Origin of the sequence: Amycolatopsis vancoresmycina (genome assembly GCF_000716785.1) — a bacterium.
GTDB classification, from domain to species: Bacteria; Actinomycetota; Actinomycetes; order Mycobacteriales; family Pseudonocardiaceae; genus Amycolatopsis; species Amycolatopsis vancoresmycina.
In genome coordinates, this window is sequence record NZ_JNYY01000001.1 from 652,072 (window position 1) to 672,946 (window position 20,875).

A 20,875-nucleotide genomic window follows, 5' to 3' on the forward strand; every position below is an offset into this window, starting at 1 on the left:
CGGGGGCGGTGGCCGACCACCGGTAGACTGCCACTTCATGCCCGATGGCCGCCAACCCGTGTCGCGGATCTGGCCGTCCGGCGGGGTGCACCTGTGGCCGCCCGGCGGCGCCAGCGAGGCCGACGTCCACGAGCGGGGCCACCTGGTCTACGCGGCGAGCGGAGTGCTGTCGGTGCACACCGAGCGGGGGACGTCGATCGTGCCGGCCAACCGGGTGGCCTGGACCCCGGCCGGGTTCGTCCACCGGCACCGCGCGCACGGCCACACCGACATGCGGATCGTGTTCCTGCCCGCGTCACTGGCCCGGCTGGTGCCCGGCCACCCGGCCGTGTTCACCGCGTCGGGCCTGGCCCGCGAGGTGCTGCTGGCCCTGACCGGCCCGCGCGAGTACGACCGGGCCGCGAGCGCGCGCCTGCGCCGGGTGCTGGTCGACGAGCTGCGCGAGGCCCCCGAGCAGCCGCTGCAGCTGCCGGAACCCCGTGACGACCGGCTGCGCGCCCTGGCGCGGCTGTTCTACGAGACACCCGCGGACAACACGCCGCTGGCGGAGCTCGGGCCGCGGGTCGGGGCGAGCGGCCGCACGCTCAGCCGGCTGTTCCGCGCCGAGCTGGGCATGACGTTCCACGCGTGGCGCACGCAGGTGCGCATCCACCACGCGCTGGTGCTGCTGGCCGAGGGGCACGACACGGCGTACGTGGCCCGCGCGTGCGGCTGGGCGAACCCGAGCCACTTCATCGCGGCGTTCGCGGCCGTGGTCGGGACGACGCCCGGCCGTCACCGGGCTAACGGGTGAAGGTGGCCCAGTAGCGGGCGCCGTCGCGGACGGTGTCCAGGCTCACCAGGCGGACGCCGTCCTGGGCGACGGATTCGACCTCCGCGCGGCTGAACGGCCACGGCGGGCTCTGCCAGGTGGCCATGTCCATGTTCTCCTCGGCCACTTCGCACACGATGGCCGTGCCGCCCGGGGCGAGGAACGAGGCCAGCGATTTCAGCGCCGCGGGCCGGAAGTCGCGGGGCATGGCCTGGATGTTCATGATCTCCACGACCAGGTCGAACGCGTGGTGCCAGGCGGGCGGCGGGTTCAGCAGGTCCGCGACCACGTAGTCCACTGTGGACTCCGGGAACCGGTCGCGGGCGGCGGCCACCGCGGTCGGGGCGACGTCGAAGCCGGTCACCGCCCAGCCGTGGGCGGCGAGCAGTTCCGGGTCGTCGCCGAGGGCGCTGCCCACGACCAGGGCGCGGCGGCCTTCGCCCGGGTGTTCGGCGGCCCAGGCGGTCAGGTCGACACCCGGTTTGCCGCGGGTCCACGGGACCTCGGCTTCGCCGCGGGCGGCCGCGGTGTAGAGCTGGTCGAACCACCCGGTCGGGTTGCCCTCGGCGAGGGAGGCGCGGGCAAGGACACGGTCGGCGGGTTCCGGCGTCGTCATGATCGCGACTTTAGCGACGACGCCGGACCCGCGTGACCGGTTTAGGGCGCTACCGGGCCCGGAATCGCGTAGAGCGGCTCGCCGGCCCAGTGGACGACGTCGCGGACCGGTGACGTCGGCGGCGCGGGCCGGAAGTTGGCGGCGTCGTCGACGCTGCCGGTGCCGTCGTAGACCGCTCGCTGCGGGTAGGCGAACACCGGCCGGGTGCGGGTGACGTGGCCGTCGGCGTCGCGGCCGGTGGCGGTGACGCGGGTGGGTGCGGTGCCGCGCTCGACCCAGGCGACCAGTTCGCGCAGCGGGTCGAACTCGGTGAGCGTGGTGCCGCCGCCGCAGTGGTAGAGCGACGGGACCATGAACAGCCGCACGGAGTCCTGCGGACGGCCGTGGGTGAGGCGCTGGTAGTAGTCGAGCGTGCCGGCGGGCGGGATGGCTTCGTCGGCCCAGCCGTGCCAGAGCACGAGCTTGCCGCCGCGCCGCTGGAACGCCGACAGGTCGGTGCTCAGCGCGTTGTAGCGGACGCCGACCGGGGTGAGCCGGTCGAAGTCGCGGCGGGTGAAGGTGAACGCGTCGACGGTCGAGGCCGGGGCGCCGATCGGGTAGCCGAGGTAGCGCAGGTAGTTGTCGGCGAGGCTGCGGGCGAAGGCGACGCCGCCGGTTTCCGGGGTCGGGATGATCCAGCCGGCCCAGGACAGCTCGGAGCCGGGCTGCTGGCCGCCGGGGTAGAGCAGGGTGCCGTGGGCGTCGGCGGGCGGGGCGTACAGCTTGCGGGTCGCGGTGACCTGGGCCGGGGTGAGGCAGGCCGGGGTGTCGGGCCCGGAGCAGGTGAGCGTGGCCGGGTCGAAGCGGCAGGCGCGGGGGTCGTCGAGCTGGCCATCGGTGAGCCCGTCGAGGCGGTCACAGGCGGCTAGGACGGCGTTGTGGAGGGCGGGCAGCTTCGCGGCGGTGAGGATGGGGCTGCCGTCGGCGGCGGTGTTCACCCGGGCGAGCCACGTCTGGTACTCGCCGAGCAGCGGGCTCCAGTCGTTGGCCGGGGCGCCGGCGACGATGCCGTCGAAGTCGGCCGGGTAGCGCTGGGCGAGCAGGAGGGCCTCGCGGCCGCCGTCGGAGCAGCCGGTGAAGTAGGACTTGCGCGGCGGGGCGCCGTAGAACGCCTGGATGATCGCCTTCGAGGCGCGCGAGACGACGTGGGGTGCGCGGTATTCGAAGTCGGTGCGGGCGGCCTGGTCGTGGGCGCCCCAGCTGCCGTCGTCGACGACGGCGGGGGTCTTGCCGACGTGCCCGTCGTCGGTGGCGGCGACCGCGACGTCGCCGCCGTGGGGCAGGCCGCAGTCGGCGAATTCGGGCGGGTTGACCAGGCCGCAGAAGCCGCCGCAGCCGTACTGCAGGTAGCGCCCGGCGTAGGTCTTGGTGGGCAGCCGCAGCTCGAAGCGGGCGGCGGGTTCGACGTAGCCGGCCACGCCGCAGTATTCGGGGTCGGTGCCGGTCGCGGCGACGACGGCGGCCGAGGTGACGTGCGTGGCGGCGCCCGGGAGGGTGAATCCGCGGACCAGGGCGGCGCAGGTGGTCACCGGCCGGACGGCGGCATCGGCCGCGGCGGTGGCGGCGGCCGGGGTGAACGTGGTGGTGGCGAGCGTGAGTGCGGCTACGGTGGCGAAGATCTTCAGTGGTCTCATCGGTCCCCCGTTTTCGGCGTTGTCTGTTTTTGGCCAGGTTTGCCGGGCGGTCTTGACATCGATGTCACCCGCGCGTTTCCCTTCGTTGGCGCCGCCGGTCCCCGCCTGCGCGGCGCTGCTGAATCCGCCCTCCGAGCTTGGAGCAACGATGCCCCGAAGCGCCAGACCGCCGGTCGCATTCCTGGTGACCGCCGCTGTGGTCGCCGCCGGCCTGGTCGCCCTCCCCGCAGCCTCGTCCGCCGCCGAAGACGCCCTGCCCGCCGATTTCTCGTCCTCGTTCGAGCCCGGTGACGTCCAGCCGACCTGGACCGACACCGTCGACACCGACGCCGCCGGCAAGCCGCGCGCCTACGGCGTCAACGGCGCGAACGGCACCGCCATCCCCGGCGACATCCGCGGCAAGGTGACCGAGACCAGCGCCAGCAGCGAGAACACCGGCGGCGGCGAGGTGGTCGCCAACCTCGTCGACGGCACCACCGACACCAAGTGGCTGTCCTGGGACCCCACCGCGTGGGCGCAGATCGACCTGTCCGAGGCCACCTCGATCACGCACTACGCGATCTCCTCGGCCAACGACTTCGACGAGCGCGACCCCAAGGACTGGACGCTGCAGGGCTCCAACGACGCGAGCAACTGGACGGACCTGGACAAGCAGACCGACCAGGCGTTCACCGCGCGGTTCCAGCAGAAGGACTACAAGCTGGCCGCCCCGAGCGCGGCGTACAAGTACTACCGGCTCGATGTCACCCGCAACAACGGCGGCCCGATCCTGCAGATGTCGGAGCTGCTGCTGGCCAACGACGAGCCCGCGCCGCCGCCGCTGCCGAACATGCGCAGCTTCGTCGACTCCGGCCCGACCAGCGGGTACACCAACAAGAACCGCGTCGGCTTCACCGGCATGAAGGCCTTCCGCTACTCGGGCAGCCAGACCGCCACCGGGCACGGCTGGTCCTACAACAAGATCTTCGACGTGAACATCCCGGTCGTGCCCTCGACCGAGCTGTCGTACAAGGTGCAGCCGCAGTTCATCACCGGCGACCTGAAGTACCCGAGCACCAACGTCGCGATCGACCTGGCCTTCACCGACGGCACCTACCTGCGCAACCTGGGCGCGACCGACCAGTACGGCTTCCCGCTGACCCCGGAGGGCCAGGGCGCCTCGAAGGTGCTCTACGCCAACCAGTGGAACCTGGTGCGCTCGGCGATCGGGCAGGTCGCCAAGGGCAAGACCATCGACCGGATCCTGGTCGGCTACGACAACCCGGACGGCCCGGGCACGCTGCAGGGCTGGCTCGACGACGTCAAGGTGTCGGCGACCCCGACCCCGCCCGCGAGCACCCGCCCGAGTGACAACGTGGTCACCACGCGGGGCACGATGGCCAACAGCACCTTCTCCCGCGGCAACAACTTCCCGGCCACCGCGGTGCCGCACGGGTTCAACTTCTGGACCCCGGTCACCGACGCCGGCTCGGGCAGCTGGCTCTACAACTACAGCACCCAGAACAACGCGCAGAACCTCCCGCAGCTGCAGGCGTTCAGCGTCAGCCACGAGCCCAGCCCGTGGATGGGTGACCGCCAGGCGTTCCAGGTGATGCCGTCCGCGGCCGCCGGGGTGCCCGACGCCAACCGCGACAAGCGCGCGCTGCCGTTCAAGCACAGCGACGAGGTCGCGCGGGCGCACTACTACGGCGTCCAGTTCCAGAACGGGATCAAGACCGAGATCGCGCCGACCGACCACGCGGCGATGATGAAGTTCACCTTCCCGGGCGCGGACTCGAGCCTGATCTTCGACAGCGTCAACAACTCCGCCGGGCTCACCCTCGACACCGCGGCCGGCACGCTCTCGGGCTACACCGAGACGGGCGTGTACGCCGGCGCGGGCCGGATGTTCGTCTACGCGAGCTTCGACAAGCCCGTCACCGCGGGCGGCAAGCTCACCGGGCAGGGCCGCGACAACGTCACCGGCTACCTGCGCTTCGACGCCGGCGCCGACAAGACCGTGAACATGCGGATCGCGACGTCGCTGATCAGCGTCGAACAGGCGAAGAAGAACCTCGCCCAGGAGATCGCCCCGGCCGCGACCTTCGACACCGTGCGGGACGCGGCGCAGAAGGCGTGGGACGACCAGCTGAAGGTGATCGAGGTCGAGGGCGCGTCGAAGGACCAGCTCACGACGCTGTACTCGAACCTCTACCGGCTGTTCCTGTACCCGAACTCGCAGTTCGAGAACACCGGCACGGCGCAGAAGCCGGCGTACAAGTACGCGAGCCCGGTGTCGCCGAAGGCCGGCGCGGACACCGCGACCCAGACCGGGTCGAAGGTGGTCGACGGGCAGATGTACGTCAACAACGGCTTCTGGGACACCTACCGGACGACGTGGCCGGCGTACTCGCTGCTCACGCCGGACATGGCCGGGAAGATGGTCGACGGGTTCGTGCAGCAGTACCGCGACGGCGGGTGGATCGCGCGCTGGTCCTCCCCCGGCTACGCGGACCTGATGACCGGCACGAGCTCCGACGTCGCGTTCGCCGACGCCTACCTCAAGGGCGTGCGCAACTTCGACGTGAAGTCGGCCTACGACGCGGCGATCAAGAACGCCACGGTCACCCCGCCGAACTCCGCGGTCGGGCGCAAGGGCCTGGACCAGGGCATCTTCCTCGGCTACACGCCCAACACCGCCAGCGAGGGCTTCTCGTGGGCGATCGAGGGCTACGTCAACGACTTCGGCATCGCCAACCTGTCGAAGAAGCTCGCCGACGAAGCCGCGCCGAACGACCCGCGCAAGGCGGAGTACCAGGAGAACTACGAGTACTTCACCAGCCGCGCCCAGCAGTACGTGAACCTCTACGACCCCAGCGTCAGGTTCTTCCAGGGCAAGGACGCGAACGGCAAGTTCACCAAGACCAAGGACCAGTACGACCCGCGTGCGTGGGGCGGGGACTACACCGAAACCGACGGCTGGGGCATGGCGTTCACCGTGCCGCAGGACGGCCGGGGCCTGGCGAACCTCTACGGCGGCAAGGCCGGGCTGGCGACCAAGCTGGATCAGTTCTTCGCCGACCAGGAGACCGCCAACTACCCCGGCTCCTACGGCGGCGTGATCCACGAGATGCGGGAGGCGCGGGACGTGCGGATGGGCCAGTACGGCCACTCCAACCAGCCGGCCCACCACCTGCTCTACATGTACGACTACGCCGGTCAGCCGGCGAAGACGCAGGCGAAGGTCCGTGAGGCGCTCTCGCGGCTCTACAACGGCGCCGAGATCGGCCAGGGCTACGCCGGCGACGAAGACAACGGCGAGATGTCCGCGTGGTACATCTTCAGCGCGCTGGGCTTCTACCCGCTGCAGATGGGCAGCCCGGACTACGCGATCGGGTCGCCGCTGTTCAAGAAGGCCACCATCCACCTGGCCGGTGGCAAGGACCTGGTGATCAACGCGCCGAAGAACAGCGCGAAGAACGTCTACGTCCAGGGCGTGAAGGTCAACGGCAAGGCGTACTCCTCGACGTCGCTGCCGCAGGACCTGATCGCGCGCGGCGGGACGATCGACTTCGCCATGGGCCCGAACCCCTCGAACTGGGGCACCGGCCCGAACGACGCGCCGAAGTCGATCACCACGGGTGACGCGGTGCCGACGCCGCTGCACGACGAGACCGGCGCCGGCCGGGGCACGCTGTCCACTTCGGACGGCTCGGACGCGGCGGCGCTGATCGACAACACCTCCCGCACGCAGGCCGCCGTCACCGGCGCCGTCCAGTACCAGCTGACCAACACCGACGAGGCCGTCACGCACTACACGCTGACGTCCCAGACCGGTGCGGGCGACCCGAAGAGCTGGGTGCTGAAGGGCTCCTACGACGGCAAGACCTGGGCGGTGGCCGACCGGCAGGAGAACCAGGCGTTCACCTGGCGGCAGCAGACCCGCGCGTTCAAGGTGGCCGACCCGGCGCACTACGCCTACTACAAGCTCGAAGTGACCGCGACCAGCACCGGCGCCCCGGCGCAGCTGGCCGAGTTCGAGCTGCTGGGCAAGCCGGACGCCGCGTGCACCCGCACCATCACGGGCGCGTCCAACGGCCCGCTGACGGTTTCGAGCGGCACGGTCTGCCTGCAGGACGCCACGGTGTCCGGCCCGGTCACCGTGGCGCCCGGCGCGTCGCTGATCGTCCGCGGCGGTTCGCTGAACGGCCCCCTGGCGGCGACGGGCGCGGCCCAGGTGGTGCTCAACCGCACGAAGGTGGGCGGTCCGGTGGCGATCACGGGAGCGACCGGACCGGTGTCGATCGAGCTGACCGACATCGGCGGCCCGCTGGCGCTGACCGGCAACCACGGGCCGGTGCTGACCTCGAGCACGGTCGGCGGCCCGCTGGCCTGCGCGGTGAACACCCCGGCGCCGACGGACCACGACCTGCCGAACACGGTGCGCGGGCCGAACGTCGGGCAGTGCGCGAAGATGTAGTGCTGCGGTAGTGCGGTGAAGGCCATCCCCGAGCAATCGGGGGTGGCCTTCACGCCGTTCGGGGGCGGTAGCGGCCGGCGATCGCGGCGGCCCGGTCGTGCAGGGCGGTGCGCAGGGACTGCGGGGTGAGGGCTTCGGCGTCCGTGCCCAGCTGCCACAGCGCCCACTCGGCGTGCCGGGCGTCCTGGTAGGTGACCTCCAGCCGCAGCCGGCCGTCCGGCTCGGGGTGCTCCGCGCGGACCGCCACCGCCGTGTTCAGCAGGTCCTCGCGGCGGTCCGGGTGCACCCGGACCAGGACGGTGAGGTGCCCGTCGGCCAGGAAGGCGGCACAGCGTTGCCGCCAGATCCGGGCCAGGTCGACCTCGCCCGGCCGCTCGGCCGGTTCGGGCCGCTCTTGCGCGGCGAGGATCCGCGACAGCCGGTAGGTGCGGTCCGCGCCCGCTCGCGTGGCCAGCAGGTAGCCGCGGTCCCGGACGGTGACCAGGCCGAGCGGATCCACCGTGCGCCAAAGCGGCTCCTGGCCGGTGGCCGCGTAGCGGATCCGCAGCCGGTGGCCGGCCAGGACCGCGCGCCGGACCTCGAGCATCGCGGCCCGGTCGACGTCCTCGGTGACCCGGCGGCGGGAGAGCAGGTCGGTTTCGGGTTCGACGAGGAAGCGCCCGGCCGTGGCCACCTGGGATTCGGGCAGCGCGTCGGCCACCTTGCGCAGCGCCGAGGCCAGCGCCGGGCCGAGGCCGAAGGCCCGCCCGGTGGTCAGCAGGGCGAGGGCCTCGTCGTGGTTCAACCCGGTGAGTTCGGTCCGGAATCCGGGCAGCAGCGCGTACCCGCCGTGCCGGCCGCGTTCGGCGTACACCGGCACCCCGGCCGCGGACAGCGCTTCGATGTCGCGCAGCACCGTGCGGGTGGACACCTCCAGCTCGGCCGCCAGCGCCTCCGCGGTCAGCCGGCCGCGCCGGCGCAGCAGCAGGACCAGGGAGATCAGCCGGTCGGCACGCACTCGCAGGACCGTAGCGAATACCCGACAGGAGATGTCGTGATTCGCCGGAAAGCTCCCCCGCGCAGCAAACGCAACGAACGGAGCTGATGTGGCACTGGAACGAACGGCGGTCAACCCGGTGACGTGGTCGCACGCGCTGGGCTTCAACCAGGGCGAGGTCGTCTCGGGGCAGACGCGCACCCTGTACTGCTCGGGGCAGGCGTCGACGGACGCCGAGGGCAGGCCCCGCCACGAGGGGGACGTGGCCGCCCAGCTGGCGTCGAGCCTGGACAACCTGGAGGCCGTGCTCGCCGCGGCCGGCATGGCACTGGCCGACCTCGTCCGGCTCGACGTCCACACCACCGACGTCGACGCGCTGTTCCCGCACTACGGCGTGCTGGCGGCCCGGCTGGGTGCCGCCGGGGCGGCCCCGGTCACCACGATGCTCGGGGTGACCCGGCTGGCCCTGCCCGGCCTGGTCGTCGACCTGACCGCAACCGCCGTCGCGTAGGAAGCTGCTGCTCGTGCCGGGCCGGTCCCGGCACGAGCAGCAGAGCGCGCAGGCTGCGCCGTTCGGCGGATACGGTGTAGCGCATGTCCGACGCCGCGTTCTTCTCGTCCTTCGAAACCGGTGACCCGCAGCCGGCGGATCCCGGCCTGCGCGTCGGCAGCGGCCCGGAGCACTCCCCCACGGCCCGGACCGGGGCCGGCTTCACCGGCGTGCGTGCCCTGCGCTACACCGGGCGGCCCCGCGCGGTCCTGTTCGAACTCGACGTGCCCGTCACCGGGCGCACCGAGCTGTCCTATGTGGTCTTCCCGGTCGCCGACGGCGACATCCCGGCCTACCGCGCCACCCGGGTCAGCCTCGACGTCGAGTTCGCCGACGGCACCACCGCCGGGTTCGACCCGGTCGACGACAAGACGCTGTGGGTGGACCAGTGGAACCTCGTCCGCCGCCCGCTCGGGGCGTTCGCCGGGCGCCGGATCGCCCGGATCGTGCTGCGCACCGACGCGCCGGACGAGATCACCGGCTGGCTCGACGACGTCCGGATCGCCGAGCGCCGCGAACCGCCGCGCGACCCGGTCGACTGCGTCCGCACCACCCGCGGCACGCACTCCAGCGGCGAGTTCTCCCGCGGCAACACCTTCCCGGCCACGGCGGTGCCGCACGGGTTCAACTTCTGGACCCCGGTCACCGACGCGGGCGTGACCAACTGGCTCTACTCCTACCACCGCCACAACGACGAAAAGAACCGGCCCGCGCTGCAGGCGTTCGCCCTGTCGCACCAGCCGAGCCCGTGGATGGGCGACCGGCACACCTTCCACGTCGTGCCCGGCACCGGCCCGGTCGAGCCCGACCGCCGCAAGCGCGCGCTGGCCTTCTCCCACGACGACGAAACCGACTCCCCGCACCACTACGGCGTCCGGTTCGCCAACGGGATGACCGCCGACCTCGCGCCCACGTCGCACGCGGCGATCATGCGGTTCACCTTCCCCGCCAAGCACGGCTGGCTGCTGTTCGACAACGCCGGCAACCGCGGCCGCCTCCGGATCAACCCCGACACCGGCGTGATCACCGGCTACACCGGAGTCCGCAGCCGCCTGTCGGCCGGGGCGCGCCGGATGTTCGTCTACGGCGTCACCGACGCCCCCGCCACCCGCGGCGCCAAGGTCCGGTTCCCGCCGTGGCGGCGGGTGTCGGGGTCCTTCGAGTTCGACGGGCCCGACGTGACGCTGCGGATCGCGACCTCGCTGATCAGCCTCGCCCAGGCCCGGCGCAACCTGGAGCTGGAGATCCCGGCCGGGACAACGTTCGAGCAGGTCAGGGACCAAGCCCGGCAGCTGTGGCAGGAGGAGCTGGGCCGCGTCGAGGTCGAAGGCGCCACCGAGGACCAGCGCACGACGCTGTACTCGAACCTCTACCGGCTGTTCCTGTACCCGAACGTCGCGCACGAGACCACCCCGAAGGGGATCCGGCACGCCAGCCCGGTCGTGCGCCGGTGGTGGCCGAGCACCCGCCGCCGGACCGGCGCGAAGGTCGTCGACGGCGAGCTGTACGTCAACAACGGCTTCTGGGACACCTACCGCACCACCTGGCCCGCCTACGCGCTGCTCACCCCGGACCGCTGCGGCCGGATGATCGACGGGTTCGTCCAGCAGTACCGCGAGGGCGGCTGGATCGCCCGCTGGTCCTCCCCCGGCTACGCCGACCTGATGACCGGCACCAGCTCCGACGTCGCGTTCGCCGACGCCTACCTCAAGGGCGTGCGCAACTTCGACGTCGAGGCCGCCTTCGACGCCGCGGTGAAGAACGCCACCGTCACCCCGCCGCGCCGCGCGGTCGGCCGCAAGGGCCTGGCGGAGTCGATCTTCCTGCACTTCACCCCGGTGACGGTCCACGAAGGACTGTCCTGGGCGCTGGAAGGCTGCATCAACGACTTCGGACTGGCCAACCTCGCGGCGGAGCTGTCCCGGGAGAGCGACGGGCCGCGGGCCCGCAGGTACGGCGACTACGCCGCCTACTTCCGCGAGCGCGCGAAGCACTACGTCCACCACTTCGACCCGGAGATCGGCTTCTTCCAGGGCCGCCACCGCGACGGCCGCCGCAAGTTCGCACCCGAAGGCTACGACCCGGCCGCCTGGGGCGGCGACTTCGTCGAAACCAACGCCTGGAACACCGCCTTCACCGCACCCCACGACGGCCCCGGCCTCGCCGCCCTCCACGGCGGCAACGCGGCACTGGAAGCCAAACTCGACACGTTCTTCGCCACGCCGGAAACCGGACGGCGGCCCGGCGCGTACGGCGGCCTGATCCACGAGATGACCGAAGCCCGCGACGTCCGGATGGGCCAGTACGGCCACTCCAACCAGCCCTCCCACCACATCCCCTACGTCTACAACCTCGCCGGCGCGCCCGCGAAGACCCAGGCCGTCGCGCGGGAGGTGCTGCGGCGGCTCTACCTCGGCAGCGACATCGGCCAGGGCTACCCGGGCGACGAGGACAACGGCGAGATGTCCGCCTGGTACGTCTTCAGCGCGCTGGGCTTCTACCCCCTCGCCGTCGGCAGCCCGCGCTACGCGATCGGCTCACCGCTGTTCGAAAAGGCGACCGTCCACCTCGGTGACGGCAGGAAACTGGTGATCCACGCGCCCGGCAACACCGAGGAAACCGTCCACGTCCGGGGGCTCACCGTCGACGGCGAACCGCACGAGAGCACCTCGATCGCCCACGCGACCCTCGCCCGCGGCGCCGAGCTCGTCTTCGACCTGACGACCGAACCCACCGGCTGGGGTGCCCCGCCGCCACCGGCCGAGCACCCCGCCCCGGCCACCGACCTCACCGGCACCGCGACCGCGTCCGACGGCACCAAGACCGGCGCGCTGTTCGACGACACCACCCGCACCCAGGTCACCTTCCGCAGTGCCACCCCGGCGATCGAATTCACCGTCACCGGCGAACCCCGCGAAGTCACCCTGTACACGCTCACCTCCGGCGACCGCCGCGGCGACCCGAGCGCGTGGGTGCTGGAAGGCTCCGACGACGGCACCGCGTGGTCCACCCTGGACGAACGCCACGACGAACTGTTCCGCTGGCGCCGCCAGACCCGCCCGTTCACCCTCGCCGCCCCGGCCGCGCACGCCCGCTACCGGCTGCGGATCACCGCCACCCGCGGCCGCCGCACCACCCTCGCCCAGTGGGAGCTCCTCGCCCGATGAACCACCTCCGCACCGCCGCCCTCGACCGGCTCGCGGCGGCCGACCCCGGCCTGGTCCGGCTGCGCCTGGCCGGCTCCGCCGTGCTCGGCATCGTCCTGGCCGTGGCCGCGCTGCTGCCCGCGCACGTCCCGCTCACCGTCATGCTCGTCGGCGCCATCGCCGCGATGATGACCGCGTTCACCGTCAACGACCCCACCCCCGGCGGCCAGGCCGTCACCCTCGTCCTCGCCTTCCTCACCGGAGCCGCGTCCATCACCGCCGCCAGCCTCGGCTCGGCGCTGCCGCCGATGGACAGCATCGTGTTCGTCCTGCTCATCTTCGTCGCCGTCTACGCCCAGCGCTTCGGCGCCCGCGGCACCGCGCTCGGCTCGATCGGCTTCTTCCTGTTCTTCTTCCCGATGTTCCTGCAGGCCCACCTCAAACAGGTCCCCCAGCTGCTGATGGCCCTCGGCGTCGGGGTGCTCGCCAACGCCGTCGTCCGGTTCGTGCTGCTGCGGCACAACCCCGAAGCCGAGTTCCTCCGCGTGCGCCGCGCCTTCCGCGCCCGCCTGGCCGCCGTCGTCCGCGCCACCGAAGCCCACCTCGCGGTCAACGGCAGCGAACGCACCCGCAAACAGCTGCGCTCCGCGCTGGCGCGGCTGCACGAATGCGTCCTGCTCATCGAGGACGCCGCCCCCGACGTCGTCGACGCCCGCGCCGCCGACCGGCTGCGCCGCCGCGCCATCGAAGTCGAACTCGCCGTCGGCTGGCTGGCCAGCACCGTCCAGCGCACCTGCACCGGCGACCTCACCACCGAAGTCCGCGACGACCTCATCGCCCGGCTAGCCCGCTTCCGCGCCCTCATGGAACGCGACCCGCGCGAGCTGCCGCTGATCAGCCAGACCGGCGAATACAGCCGGATGCTCGTCGAAGGCAGCCGCATCGACGAACACGCCGCCCCCGGCGACGGCGTCCGCAAGGCACTCGCCGAACTGGCACTGGCCGACGACCGCGCCCAGCGCGCCGCCGACCCCGAGTCGGTCACCGACCCCGCCGCCGAACCCGACGACGAGCCGACCCCCAAGTTCGCCTACGACAACCGGACCCGCAGCGCCATCCAGGCCGTCGTCGGCGGCGGGCTCGCCGTGCTCGGCGGCGAACTCGTCTCCCACCAGCGCTGGTACTGGGCCGTGCTCACCGTCTTCGTCGTGTTCATCGGCGCCTCCAGCGCCGGCGCCACCTTCGTCAAGGGCGTCCGCCGCCTCGGCGGCACCCTGATCGGCATCGTCGGCGGCGTCCTGCTCGCACTGCTCGTCGGCGGCAACACCGCCGCCACCCTCGCCCTCATCCTCGTGTGCGTCTTCGGCATGGTCTACACCGCGCGCGTCTCCCAGGTGGTGATGGCGTTCTTCATCACCAGCATGCTCGGCCTGCTCTACAGCCTGCTCGGCACGTTCAGCCTCGAAGTCCTCTGGATCCGCGTCGCCGAAACCGCCGTCGGCGCCGCCGCCGGCATCCTCGCCGCCGTCGTCATCGTCCCGGTCCGCACCCGCTCGGTGATGCTCGACGACATCGCCGAGGTCCTCGACGACCTCGAGGAGTTCCTCGGCCACACCCGCGGCCTGCTCGCCGGCGAGGAGAACGTCAACGTCATCGAACTCTCCCGCGACCTCGACCGCAGCGTCGAACAGGTCCGCACCACCGTCGAACCGCTGACCCACCCGGTGAACCTCCGCAGCGCCCGCCGCGACTACGGCTGGCACGTGCTCACCACCCTGGAAACCATCGCCTTCCGGGCCCGGCACGTCGCCGCCCGCGCCCAGCCCGGCCAGCTCACCGGCACCGACGCCGACCGGCTCCGCCGGTTCACCGGACGGCTGCTGGCCAACATCGACGTCCTCCGCAAGGCACTGGCCGCCCCGGGTGGCCCCACACCCGGCACGCTCGTGCGCGACGACGGCACGCCCGTCTCCGACCGCGTCGAGCAGGCCGAAACCCGCGCGGTCCTGTCCAGCCTCAGCCACCTCGACGAAGCCCTCGTCGCCCTCGGCCGCGTCTTCGGCCTCGAAGCCACCGACCCCCGCACCCCGGCGACGCCGTGACCGGCCCGGGGCGGCGCAGCTTCACCGGCCGCGCCGCCCCTCTGGACCTCCGGTCACCCGGAGCCGATCACGGACAGACCAGCCACGCGAAGTGGTACACCGTGGTGATGCTGCCGTCGGTCGAGTCCATCGTGACGTAGCTCGTCGTCTTCTTCGGATCCGACGTCCCGGCCGCGGCCCGCAATTCCGTGTTGATGTTCAGATTGCGTTCCTCACCACACGGCTTGAAGACGATCGCCCCGACCTCCGTCGAATCCGTGAAATGCCAGTCGTCGTCGATCGGCCCGGTCAGCGGATGCTGCACGTAAGCCGTCGGTGAATTCCCCTGGAAATAGTAGTTCGCTCTTTCGAGGCCGGTCGCGCCGCGTTCCAGGTGCGCGAATCCGCGGTAGTCGGCCTGCGCGATTCCGTAGGTGAAGCCCTGCGGCACGTGCACCCGCAGGCCGATCTGGCAGTTCTTCCTGGCGTCCAGCGGTCCGGCGCCGACCCCGACCAACGCCGTGTAAGCGCTGTAGGTCACGGTGAACGCCGTGTTGTCCTGCGAAACCGCCACCGCGGACGTGTTGGGCGGACAGCCGGTGCCGATGGCGTTGACGACGTCGATGACGATTTTGTCGGGCGGCGGCGGGGTGTTCCACGAATGCGGGGCGACCACAGAGGATAGCGCCATTACGGCAGCAACGACCGCAGACAGCATCGGAATCCTTCCCAATACATTCGAATTGGGGACGGGGGCGCCGACCATGGTAGCGAAAGGATCATGGAAGCAAACCCCGCTGAACGGAGCAACACACCGAAGCCGTCCCGCCACGCGGTATGCCGATAATTTCGGACCGACATTCTCGCGAGGCACGAATGAATTGGACCGGAAAACGATTTCGCACCCCCGGACCGCTGCCCGCCGTCCGCGATCACCCCACGACGTCCGGGCTTGATCGTTTCACCCCGCCACCCGGGCGGCGACACCGCCGCCGGCAGCGTGACCGGACGCACCCAACCAGCAACGCCGAGGAGGGATAGGCTCCCTACTAGCCAAAGTCGTCTCAAGCTGGAGAACCGCAATGACCCAAGCCCCAGTCAACGTGACCGTCACCGGCGCCGCCGGCCAGATCGGCTACGCGCTGCTCTTCCGCATCGCGTCCGGTCAGCTCCTCGGCCAGGACGTCCCCGTGAAGCTGCGGCTCCTCGAGATCCCGCAGGCGGTCAAGGCGGCCGAGGGCACCGCGATGGAACTCGAAGACGGCGCGTTCCCCCTCCTCGCCGGCACCGACATCTTCGACGACCCCAAGCAGGCCTTCGAAGGCACCAACATCGCCCTCCTCGTCGGCGCCCGCCCCCGCAGCAAGGGCATGGAACGCGGCGACCTCCTCGAAGCCAACGGCGGCATCTTCAAGCCACAGGGCGAAGCCATCAACGCCGGCGCCGCCGACGACATCAAGGTCCTCGTCGTCGGCAACCCCGCCAACACCAACGCCCTCATCGCCCGCTCGCACGCCCCCGACGTGCCCGCCGACCGCTTCACCGCGATGACCCGCCTCGACCACAACCGCGCCCTCGCCCAGCTCGCCAAGAAGCTCGGCGTCCCGGTGACCGAACTCAAGAAGGTCGCCATCTGGGGCAACCACTCCGCCACCCAGTACCCCTCGGTCCAGCACGCCGAATTCGGCGGCAAGAGCATCGCCGACGCCGTCGACCAGGCCTGGCTCGAAAACGACTTCATCCCCACCGTCGCCAAGCGCGGCGCGGCCATCATCGAAGCCCGCGGCCTCTCCTCCGCCGCCTCCGCCGCCTCCGCCGCCATCGACCACGTCCACACCTGGGTCAACGGCACCCCGGCCGGCGACTGGACCTCCGCCGCCGTCGCCTCCGACGGCTCCTACGGCGTCCCCGAAGGCCTCATCTCGTCCTTCCCGGTCACCGCCGAGAACGGCCAGCACAAGATCGTCCAGGGCCTCGAGATCGACGACTTCTCCCGCGCCCGCATCGACGCCTCCGTCAACGAGCTCGTCGAAGAACGCGACACCGTGCAGAAGCTCGGCCTCATCTGAGCCGCCACACGAAAAAAGGGCCGCCGTCCGCAATGGACGGCGGCCCCTTTCGCGCCCGGCGAACACCGCACGCCCACAGCGAAACCACCACCACGAACCGGATCACGCGCCCTACCGTCGCCCCATGACCCTTCTCGCCGTACCCGACATGCACACCCCCACCCCGTCCCCCGACGAATCGGTGTACCAGCAGCTCCTGCGCGACCGCATCGTCTTCCTCGGCTCCGAAGTCAACGACGACGTCGCCAACCGCATCGTCGCCCAGCTGCTCCTGCTCGCCGCCGACGACCCCGCCGAAGACATCACCTTCTACATCAACTCCCCCGGCGGCTCCGTCACCGCCGGCATGGCCATCTACGACACCATGCAGCTCGTCAAACCCGACGTCGCCACCTACGGCCTCGGCTTCGTCGCCTCCATGGGCCAGTTCCTGCTCTCCTCCGGCACCCCCGGCAAGCGCTACCTGCTGCCCAACACCCGCATCGTCATGCACCAGCCCTCCGCCGGCATCAGCGGCGCCGCCACCGACATCGCCATCCAGGCCGAAGTCTTCGGCCGGATGAAACGCCGCATCGCCGAAATCACCGCCCGCCAGACCGGCCAGACCGTCGAACGCATCACCGCCGACGCCGACCGCGACCGCTGGTTCGACGCCGACGAAGCCCTGACCTACGGCTTCGTCGACCACATCGTCGCCGGAGAGCGAACCGCCACGGCCTGACAGCTCCTGGCGGGGGATGCCAGCCCGCTGTGCGTTCCCCGCCAGCCACCCCCGCCACCCTCGACCGCATGACGATCACCCTGAAACCCCACAGCACCGTGCTCTTCGCCGGCGACTCCATCACCACCCTCTGGCGACCGGACGGCGAAGAACGCTGCGGCTACCCCGCACTCGCCGCCGGCCAATGGTGCTTCCGGCACCCCGACCGGCCCGTCACCTGGCTCGACGCCGGCCACCGCGGAGACACCGTCGCCGACCTCGAAGCCCGCTGGCAGACCGACGTGCTCGCCGCCCGGCCCGACGTCGTCTCGATCCTCATCGGCGTCAACGACAACGGCCGCCACACCTTCGCCCCCGACCGCCCCGCGATCTCCGCCGACGAGTTCGCCGCCGGCTACGACCGCCTGCTCGCCCCCCTCGCCGGCACACCCCTCATCCTCATCGAACCGTTCCTGCTCCCGATCAAGGGCGTGGTCGAAGCCGGCGTCAACGGCAAACCCGTCCGCATCGACGACACCACCCGCGACGAATGGCGCGCCGGCCTGAACCCCAAGATCCAGGCCGTCCACGAACTCGCCGCGGCGTACGGCGCGGAACTGCTCGCCGCGGACACCATGTTCGCCGGCCTCAGCGCGGCGACCGGGCCCGAACGCTGGTCCGAAGACGGCGTGCACCCGACGCCTGCCGGCCACGCCGCGCTCGCGGCCGCTTGGCTCGACCTGGTCTCCTAGTCGGAGCGGTTTTTTGGTCGTCCGTAGCGGATTCCGGGGGCAGGTTTTTCCGAACCTGCCCCCGGGTATAGGTCGTTATACAGTTAGTAGACTCAGACTCCGTTGAGGCCGCGGCGGGCCAGCAGGGGTTCGATCTCGGGGTCGCGGCCGCGGAACGCGCGAAAGGCGTCCATCGGGTCGATGCTGCCGCCGCGGCCGAGCAGGGTGCGGCGGAAGTGGTCGCCGTTCTCGCGGGTCAGTCCCCCGCTCTCCCGGAACCACTGGACGGTGTCCGCGTCGAGGACTTCGCTCCAGATGTAGGAGTAGTACCCGGCGCTGTAGCCGCCGCTGAAGATGTGCGCGAAGTACGTCGTGCGGTAGCGCGGCGGAATCGCGTCGACGGCCACGCCGGCCTTGACGAGCGCCTCGCGCTCGAACGGCTGCACCTCCCCCACGTGGTCGTCGACGCCGAGGCTGTGCCAGGCCTGGTCGAGCAGGGACGCCGCAAGGTACTCAGTGGTGGAGAACCCTTCGCCGTACTGCTGCGCGGCCAGCAGCTTCTCGACCTGGGCCTGCGGCAGCGCCTCCCCCGTCTCGTGGTGTTTGGCGTAGTTGGCCAGCACTTCCGGCCACAGCATCCACATCTCGTTCACCTGGGACGGGTACTCGACGAAGTCGCGGGGCACGTTGGTGCCGGAGAACGTGGGGTAGCGGACCGCGGAGACCAGCGCGTGGAGGGCGTGGCCGAACTCGTGGAACGCGGTGACGACCTCGTCGAACGTCAGCAAGGTGGGCTCCCCCGCCGGCGGCTTGTTCACGTTGAGCACGTTCACCACGACGGTCTTGCGGCCGAGCAGCTCCGACTGGTCGACGAAGGTGTTCATCCAGGCGCCGCCGCGCTTGGCGTCCCGGGTGTACAGATCGAGCAGGTACAGGCCCAGCGGGGTGCCGTCGGCGTCGAAGACCTCGAAGGTCCGGACCTCCGGGTGGTACTTCGGCAGGTCGTCGCGCTCGGTGAACGTCAGACCGTACAGCTTCGTCGCGGCGAAGAAGACGCCGTCGAGGTACACGCGGTCGGCCTCGAAGTACGGGCGCAACGCCTCGGTGTCGACGTCGAAGCGCTCACGGCGGACCTGGGCGGCGTAGTACGGCCAGTCCGACGGCCGCAGCTGCGCCCCCGGCACGTCGGCTTCCAGCAGCTGCTGCAGTTCGGCGGCTTCGGCGCGGGCGTTCGCGACGGCGGCCGGCGCCAGCCGTTCCAGCAGCCCGGCGGCGGCTTCGGCGGTCTTCGCCGTCTCGTCCGCGATGACGTACGCGGCGTGGTCCGGATAGCCCAGAAGTGCGGCCCGTTCCGCGCGCAGCCGCACGATTTCGGCGACGACGGCGTTGTTGTCGTAGTCGTTGCCGCGGTTGCCCCGCGCCATCGACGCGGTGTGGATCCGCTCGCGGACTTCGCGGTTGCGCAGCGTCTCCAGCGGGGACGCCTGGCTCGTCGGCAGGCTCAGCGTGAGCACGTACTTGCCGTCCTCGCCGCGGGCGGTGGCCGCCTCGGCCGCGGTGGCGATCGCGCCTTCGCCGAACCCGTCGAGCTCGGCGCGGTCGGCGATGACCACGGCCAGCTCGTTGGTGTCCTTGAGCAGGTTCTGCTGGAACTTCGTCTGCAGGGTGGACAGCTGCTCGTTGAGCTCGCGCAGCCTTGCCTGCTCGGTTTCCCCGAGCCCGGCACCGGCCCGGCTGAAGTCGGTGTGCTGCCGTTCCAGCAGCCGCAGCGACTCCTCGTCCAGGCCGAGCTCGTCGCGCCGCGCGTGCAGCGCGTCGATCCGGGCGAACAGCTGCGGGTTCAGGTGCAGCGCGTCGTGGTGGGCGGCCAGCTTCGGCGCGAACTCGGCCTGGATGGCCTGGATCTCGTCGGTGCCGTTGGAGCCGGCCAGGTTGTAGAACACGCTCGCCACGCGGCCCAGCAGCTCGCCGGCGCGCTCGAGGGCTACGATGGTGTTCTCGAACGTCGGCTCGGCGTCCTGCGCCGCGATCTGCTCGATCTCCGCCGCGTGCTCGGCCAGCCCGGCTTCGAACGCCGGCCGGTAGTGCTCGTCGGAGATCCGGTCGAAGGGCGGCAGGGCGTAGGGCAGCTCGCTGGGTGCGGCGAACGGATTGTCCGGCGAAATCATCGGGCAGGCTCCTGGTCGGGGACAGACACACTCGGTCCCGCCACCCTACGTGGTCCACCTGTGCCGGTGTCAGCGCTTTCCGGAGGTGGCCGGGGTCACCGGCCCGTGCTACCACCCACGACGGCGTCGCTGGCCGCCGCCTTCTTCCCGCGCTTGGGCTTCGGTTCCGGGGGCACGATCCCGCGCAGGTCGCCGCCGTGGTCGTTGACCCGCATGACGAACGGCCGCGTCTCGGTGTAGCGCACGACCGAGATCGACGCCGGGTCGACGACGATCCGCTGGAAGGCGTCCAGGTGCTGGCCGAGGGCGTCGGCCAGGATGGACTTGATCACGTCGCCGTGGCTGCACAGCAGCCAGACGGCGTGGTCGCCGTGCTCGGCGGCGATCCGCCGGTCGTGCGCGCGGACGGCCGCCACCGACCGCGCCTGCATCGCCGCCAGCCCTTCGCCGCCGGGGAACACCGCCGCGGACGCGTGCGCCTGCACCACACGCCAGAGCGGCTCCTTCGCCAGGTGCTTGAGCTCCTTGCCGGTCCAGTCGCCGTAGTCCACTTCGGACAGCCCGGGCTCGACGACCTTGTCGAGCCCCCAGGCCGCCGCCAGGGGGCCGACCGTCTGCTTGCACCGCAGCATCGGCGAGACCACGAGCTCCGCGAGGGGCACGCCGTCGAGCCGTTCGACGAGCTTGTCCGCCTGGGCGCGGCCGGTGTCGTCGAGGTTCACCTTCGGGGAGCGCCCGGCCAGGATGCCGGAGCCGTTGGCCGTCGACTTGCCGTGCCGCAGCAGAATGACCGTACTCACGGCCCCCACCCTACGTGGCAACCGATCACCGCCGGCGCCCTGCCGCAGCCGTCGTGAGTGGTAAGGCGGGTTAGAACCCGCCTTACCACTCACGA

At 71.3% G+C, this 20,875-nt stretch carries 14 protein-coding genes; 8 read left to right on the plus strand and 6 right to left on the minus strand.

Translation table 11 applies throughout. The features are described 5' to 3' along the window. Positions 1–37 precede the first annotated feature (37 nt). Positions 38–793, plus strand: a complete 756-nt coding sequence (locus OO60_RS02825; protein ID WP_240490935.1) for a helix-turn-helix domain-containing protein — start codon at positions 38–40, stop codon at positions 791–793. Here the strand turns inward: OO60_RS02825 and OO60_RS02830 are convergent. Both OO60_RS02830 and OO60_RS02835 read right to left on the minus strand, forming a co-directional pair. Next, entirely contained in the window at positions 783–1,427 is a 645-nt protein-coding gene (locus OO60_RS02830; protein WP_004561957.1) for a class I SAM-dependent methyltransferase, read from the minus strand. The genes OO60_RS02825 and OO60_RS02830 overlap by 11 nt on opposite strands. A gap of 41 nt (positions 1,428–1,468) precedes the next feature. Then, the gene (locus OO60_RS02835) at positions 1,469–3,100 is read right to left on the minus strand and encodes a tannase/feruloyl esterase family alpha/beta hydrolase (protein WP_004561956.1); all 1,632 of its coding nucleotides are present in this window, start codon (positions 3,098–3,100) and stop codon (positions 1,469–1,471) included. Positions 3,101–3,248: 148 nt separating this feature from the next. Between OO60_RS02835 and OO60_RS02840 the strand changes: the two genes are divergently transcribed. Then, on the plus strand, positions 3,249–7,559 hold the full coding sequence (locus OO60_RS02840; protein WP_033260720.1) for a GH92 family glycosyl hydrolase: 4,311 nt from the start codon (positions 3,249–3,251) through the stop codon (positions 7,557–7,559). Between the two features lie 49 nt (positions 7,560–7,608). Here OO60_RS02840 and OO60_RS02845 read toward each other — a convergent pair whose 3' ends face one another. Next, positions 7,609–8,556, minus strand: a complete 948-nt coding sequence (locus OO60_RS02845; RefSeq protein WP_004561954.1) for a helix-turn-helix transcriptional regulator — start codon at positions 8,554–8,556, stop codon at positions 7,609–7,611. Between the two features lie 94 nt (positions 8,557–8,650). Between OO60_RS02845 and OO60_RS02850 the strand changes: the two genes are divergently transcribed. From OO60_RS02850 to OO60_RS02860, 3 genes are all read left to right on the plus strand, one after another. Beyond that, positions 8,651–9,046 (plus strand): RidA family protein, encoded by a 396-nt coding sequence (locus tag OO60_RS02850; RefSeq protein ID WP_033260918.1) that lies wholly within the window; start codon positions 8,651–8,653, stop codon positions 9,044–9,046. Between the two features lie 83 nt (positions 9,047–9,129). Next, complete coding sequence (locus OO60_RS02855; protein WP_004561952.1) at positions 9,130–12,252, plus strand: GH92 family glycosyl hydrolase; 3,123 nt, start codon at positions 9,130–9,132, stop codon at positions 12,250–12,252. After that, complete coding sequence (locus OO60_RS02860; RefSeq protein WP_004561951.1) at positions 12,249–14,333, plus strand: FUSC family protein; 2,085 nt, start codon at positions 12,249–12,251, stop codon at positions 14,331–14,333. The genes OO60_RS02855 and OO60_RS02860 overlap by 4 nt, the downstream gene beginning before the upstream one ends. A gap of 67 nt (positions 14,334–14,400) precedes the next feature. Here the strand turns inward: OO60_RS02860 and OO60_RS02865 are convergent, their stop codons facing one another. Beyond that, entirely contained in the window at positions 14,401–15,030 is a 630-nt protein-coding gene (locus tag OO60_RS02865; RefSeq protein WP_167346726.1) for a DUF4360 domain-containing protein, read from the minus strand. Positions 15,031–15,394: 364 nt separating this feature from the next. Here OO60_RS02865 and OO60_RS02870 point away from each other — a divergent pair, with 364 nt between their 5' ends. The 3 genes from OO60_RS02870 to OO60_RS02880 all read left to right on the plus strand — a co-directional run bounded on the left by OO60_RS02870 (position 15,395) and on the right by OO60_RS02880 (position 17,833). Beyond that, positions 15,395–16,381, plus strand: a complete 987-nt coding sequence (locus tag OO60_RS02870) for a malate dehydrogenase (RefSeq protein ID WP_004561949.1) — start codon at positions 15,395–15,397, stop codon at positions 16,379–16,381. 124 nt (positions 16,382–16,505) lie between these two features. Then, positions 16,506–17,102, plus strand: coding sequence for a ClpP family protease (locus tag OO60_RS02875; RefSeq protein ID WP_033260722.1), 597 nt, complete (start codon positions 16,506–16,508; stop codon positions 17,100–17,102). A 68-nt stretch (positions 17,103–17,170) separates the two neighbouring features. Then, the gene (locus OO60_RS02880) at positions 17,171–17,833 is read left to right on the plus strand and encodes an SGNH/GDSL hydrolase family protein (RefSeq protein WP_004561947.1); all 663 of its coding nucleotides are present in this window, start codon (positions 17,171–17,173) and stop codon (positions 17,831–17,833) included. Between the two features lie 92 nt (positions 17,834–17,925). Here OO60_RS02880 and OO60_RS02885 read toward each other — a convergent pair whose 3' ends face one another. Further along, a complete protein-coding gene (locus OO60_RS02885; protein ID WP_004561946.1) occupies positions 17,926–19,980 on the minus strand; it encodes a M3 family metallopeptidase in 2,055 nt (684 codons plus the stop codon). A gap of 95 nt (positions 19,981–20,075) precedes the next feature. Beyond that, complete coding sequence (locus OO60_RS02890) at positions 20,076–20,780, minus strand: histidine phosphatase family protein (protein ID WP_004561945.1); 705 nt, start codon at positions 20,778–20,780, stop codon at positions 20,076–20,078. Between the last annotated feature and the right edge of the window lie 95 nt (positions 20,781–20,875).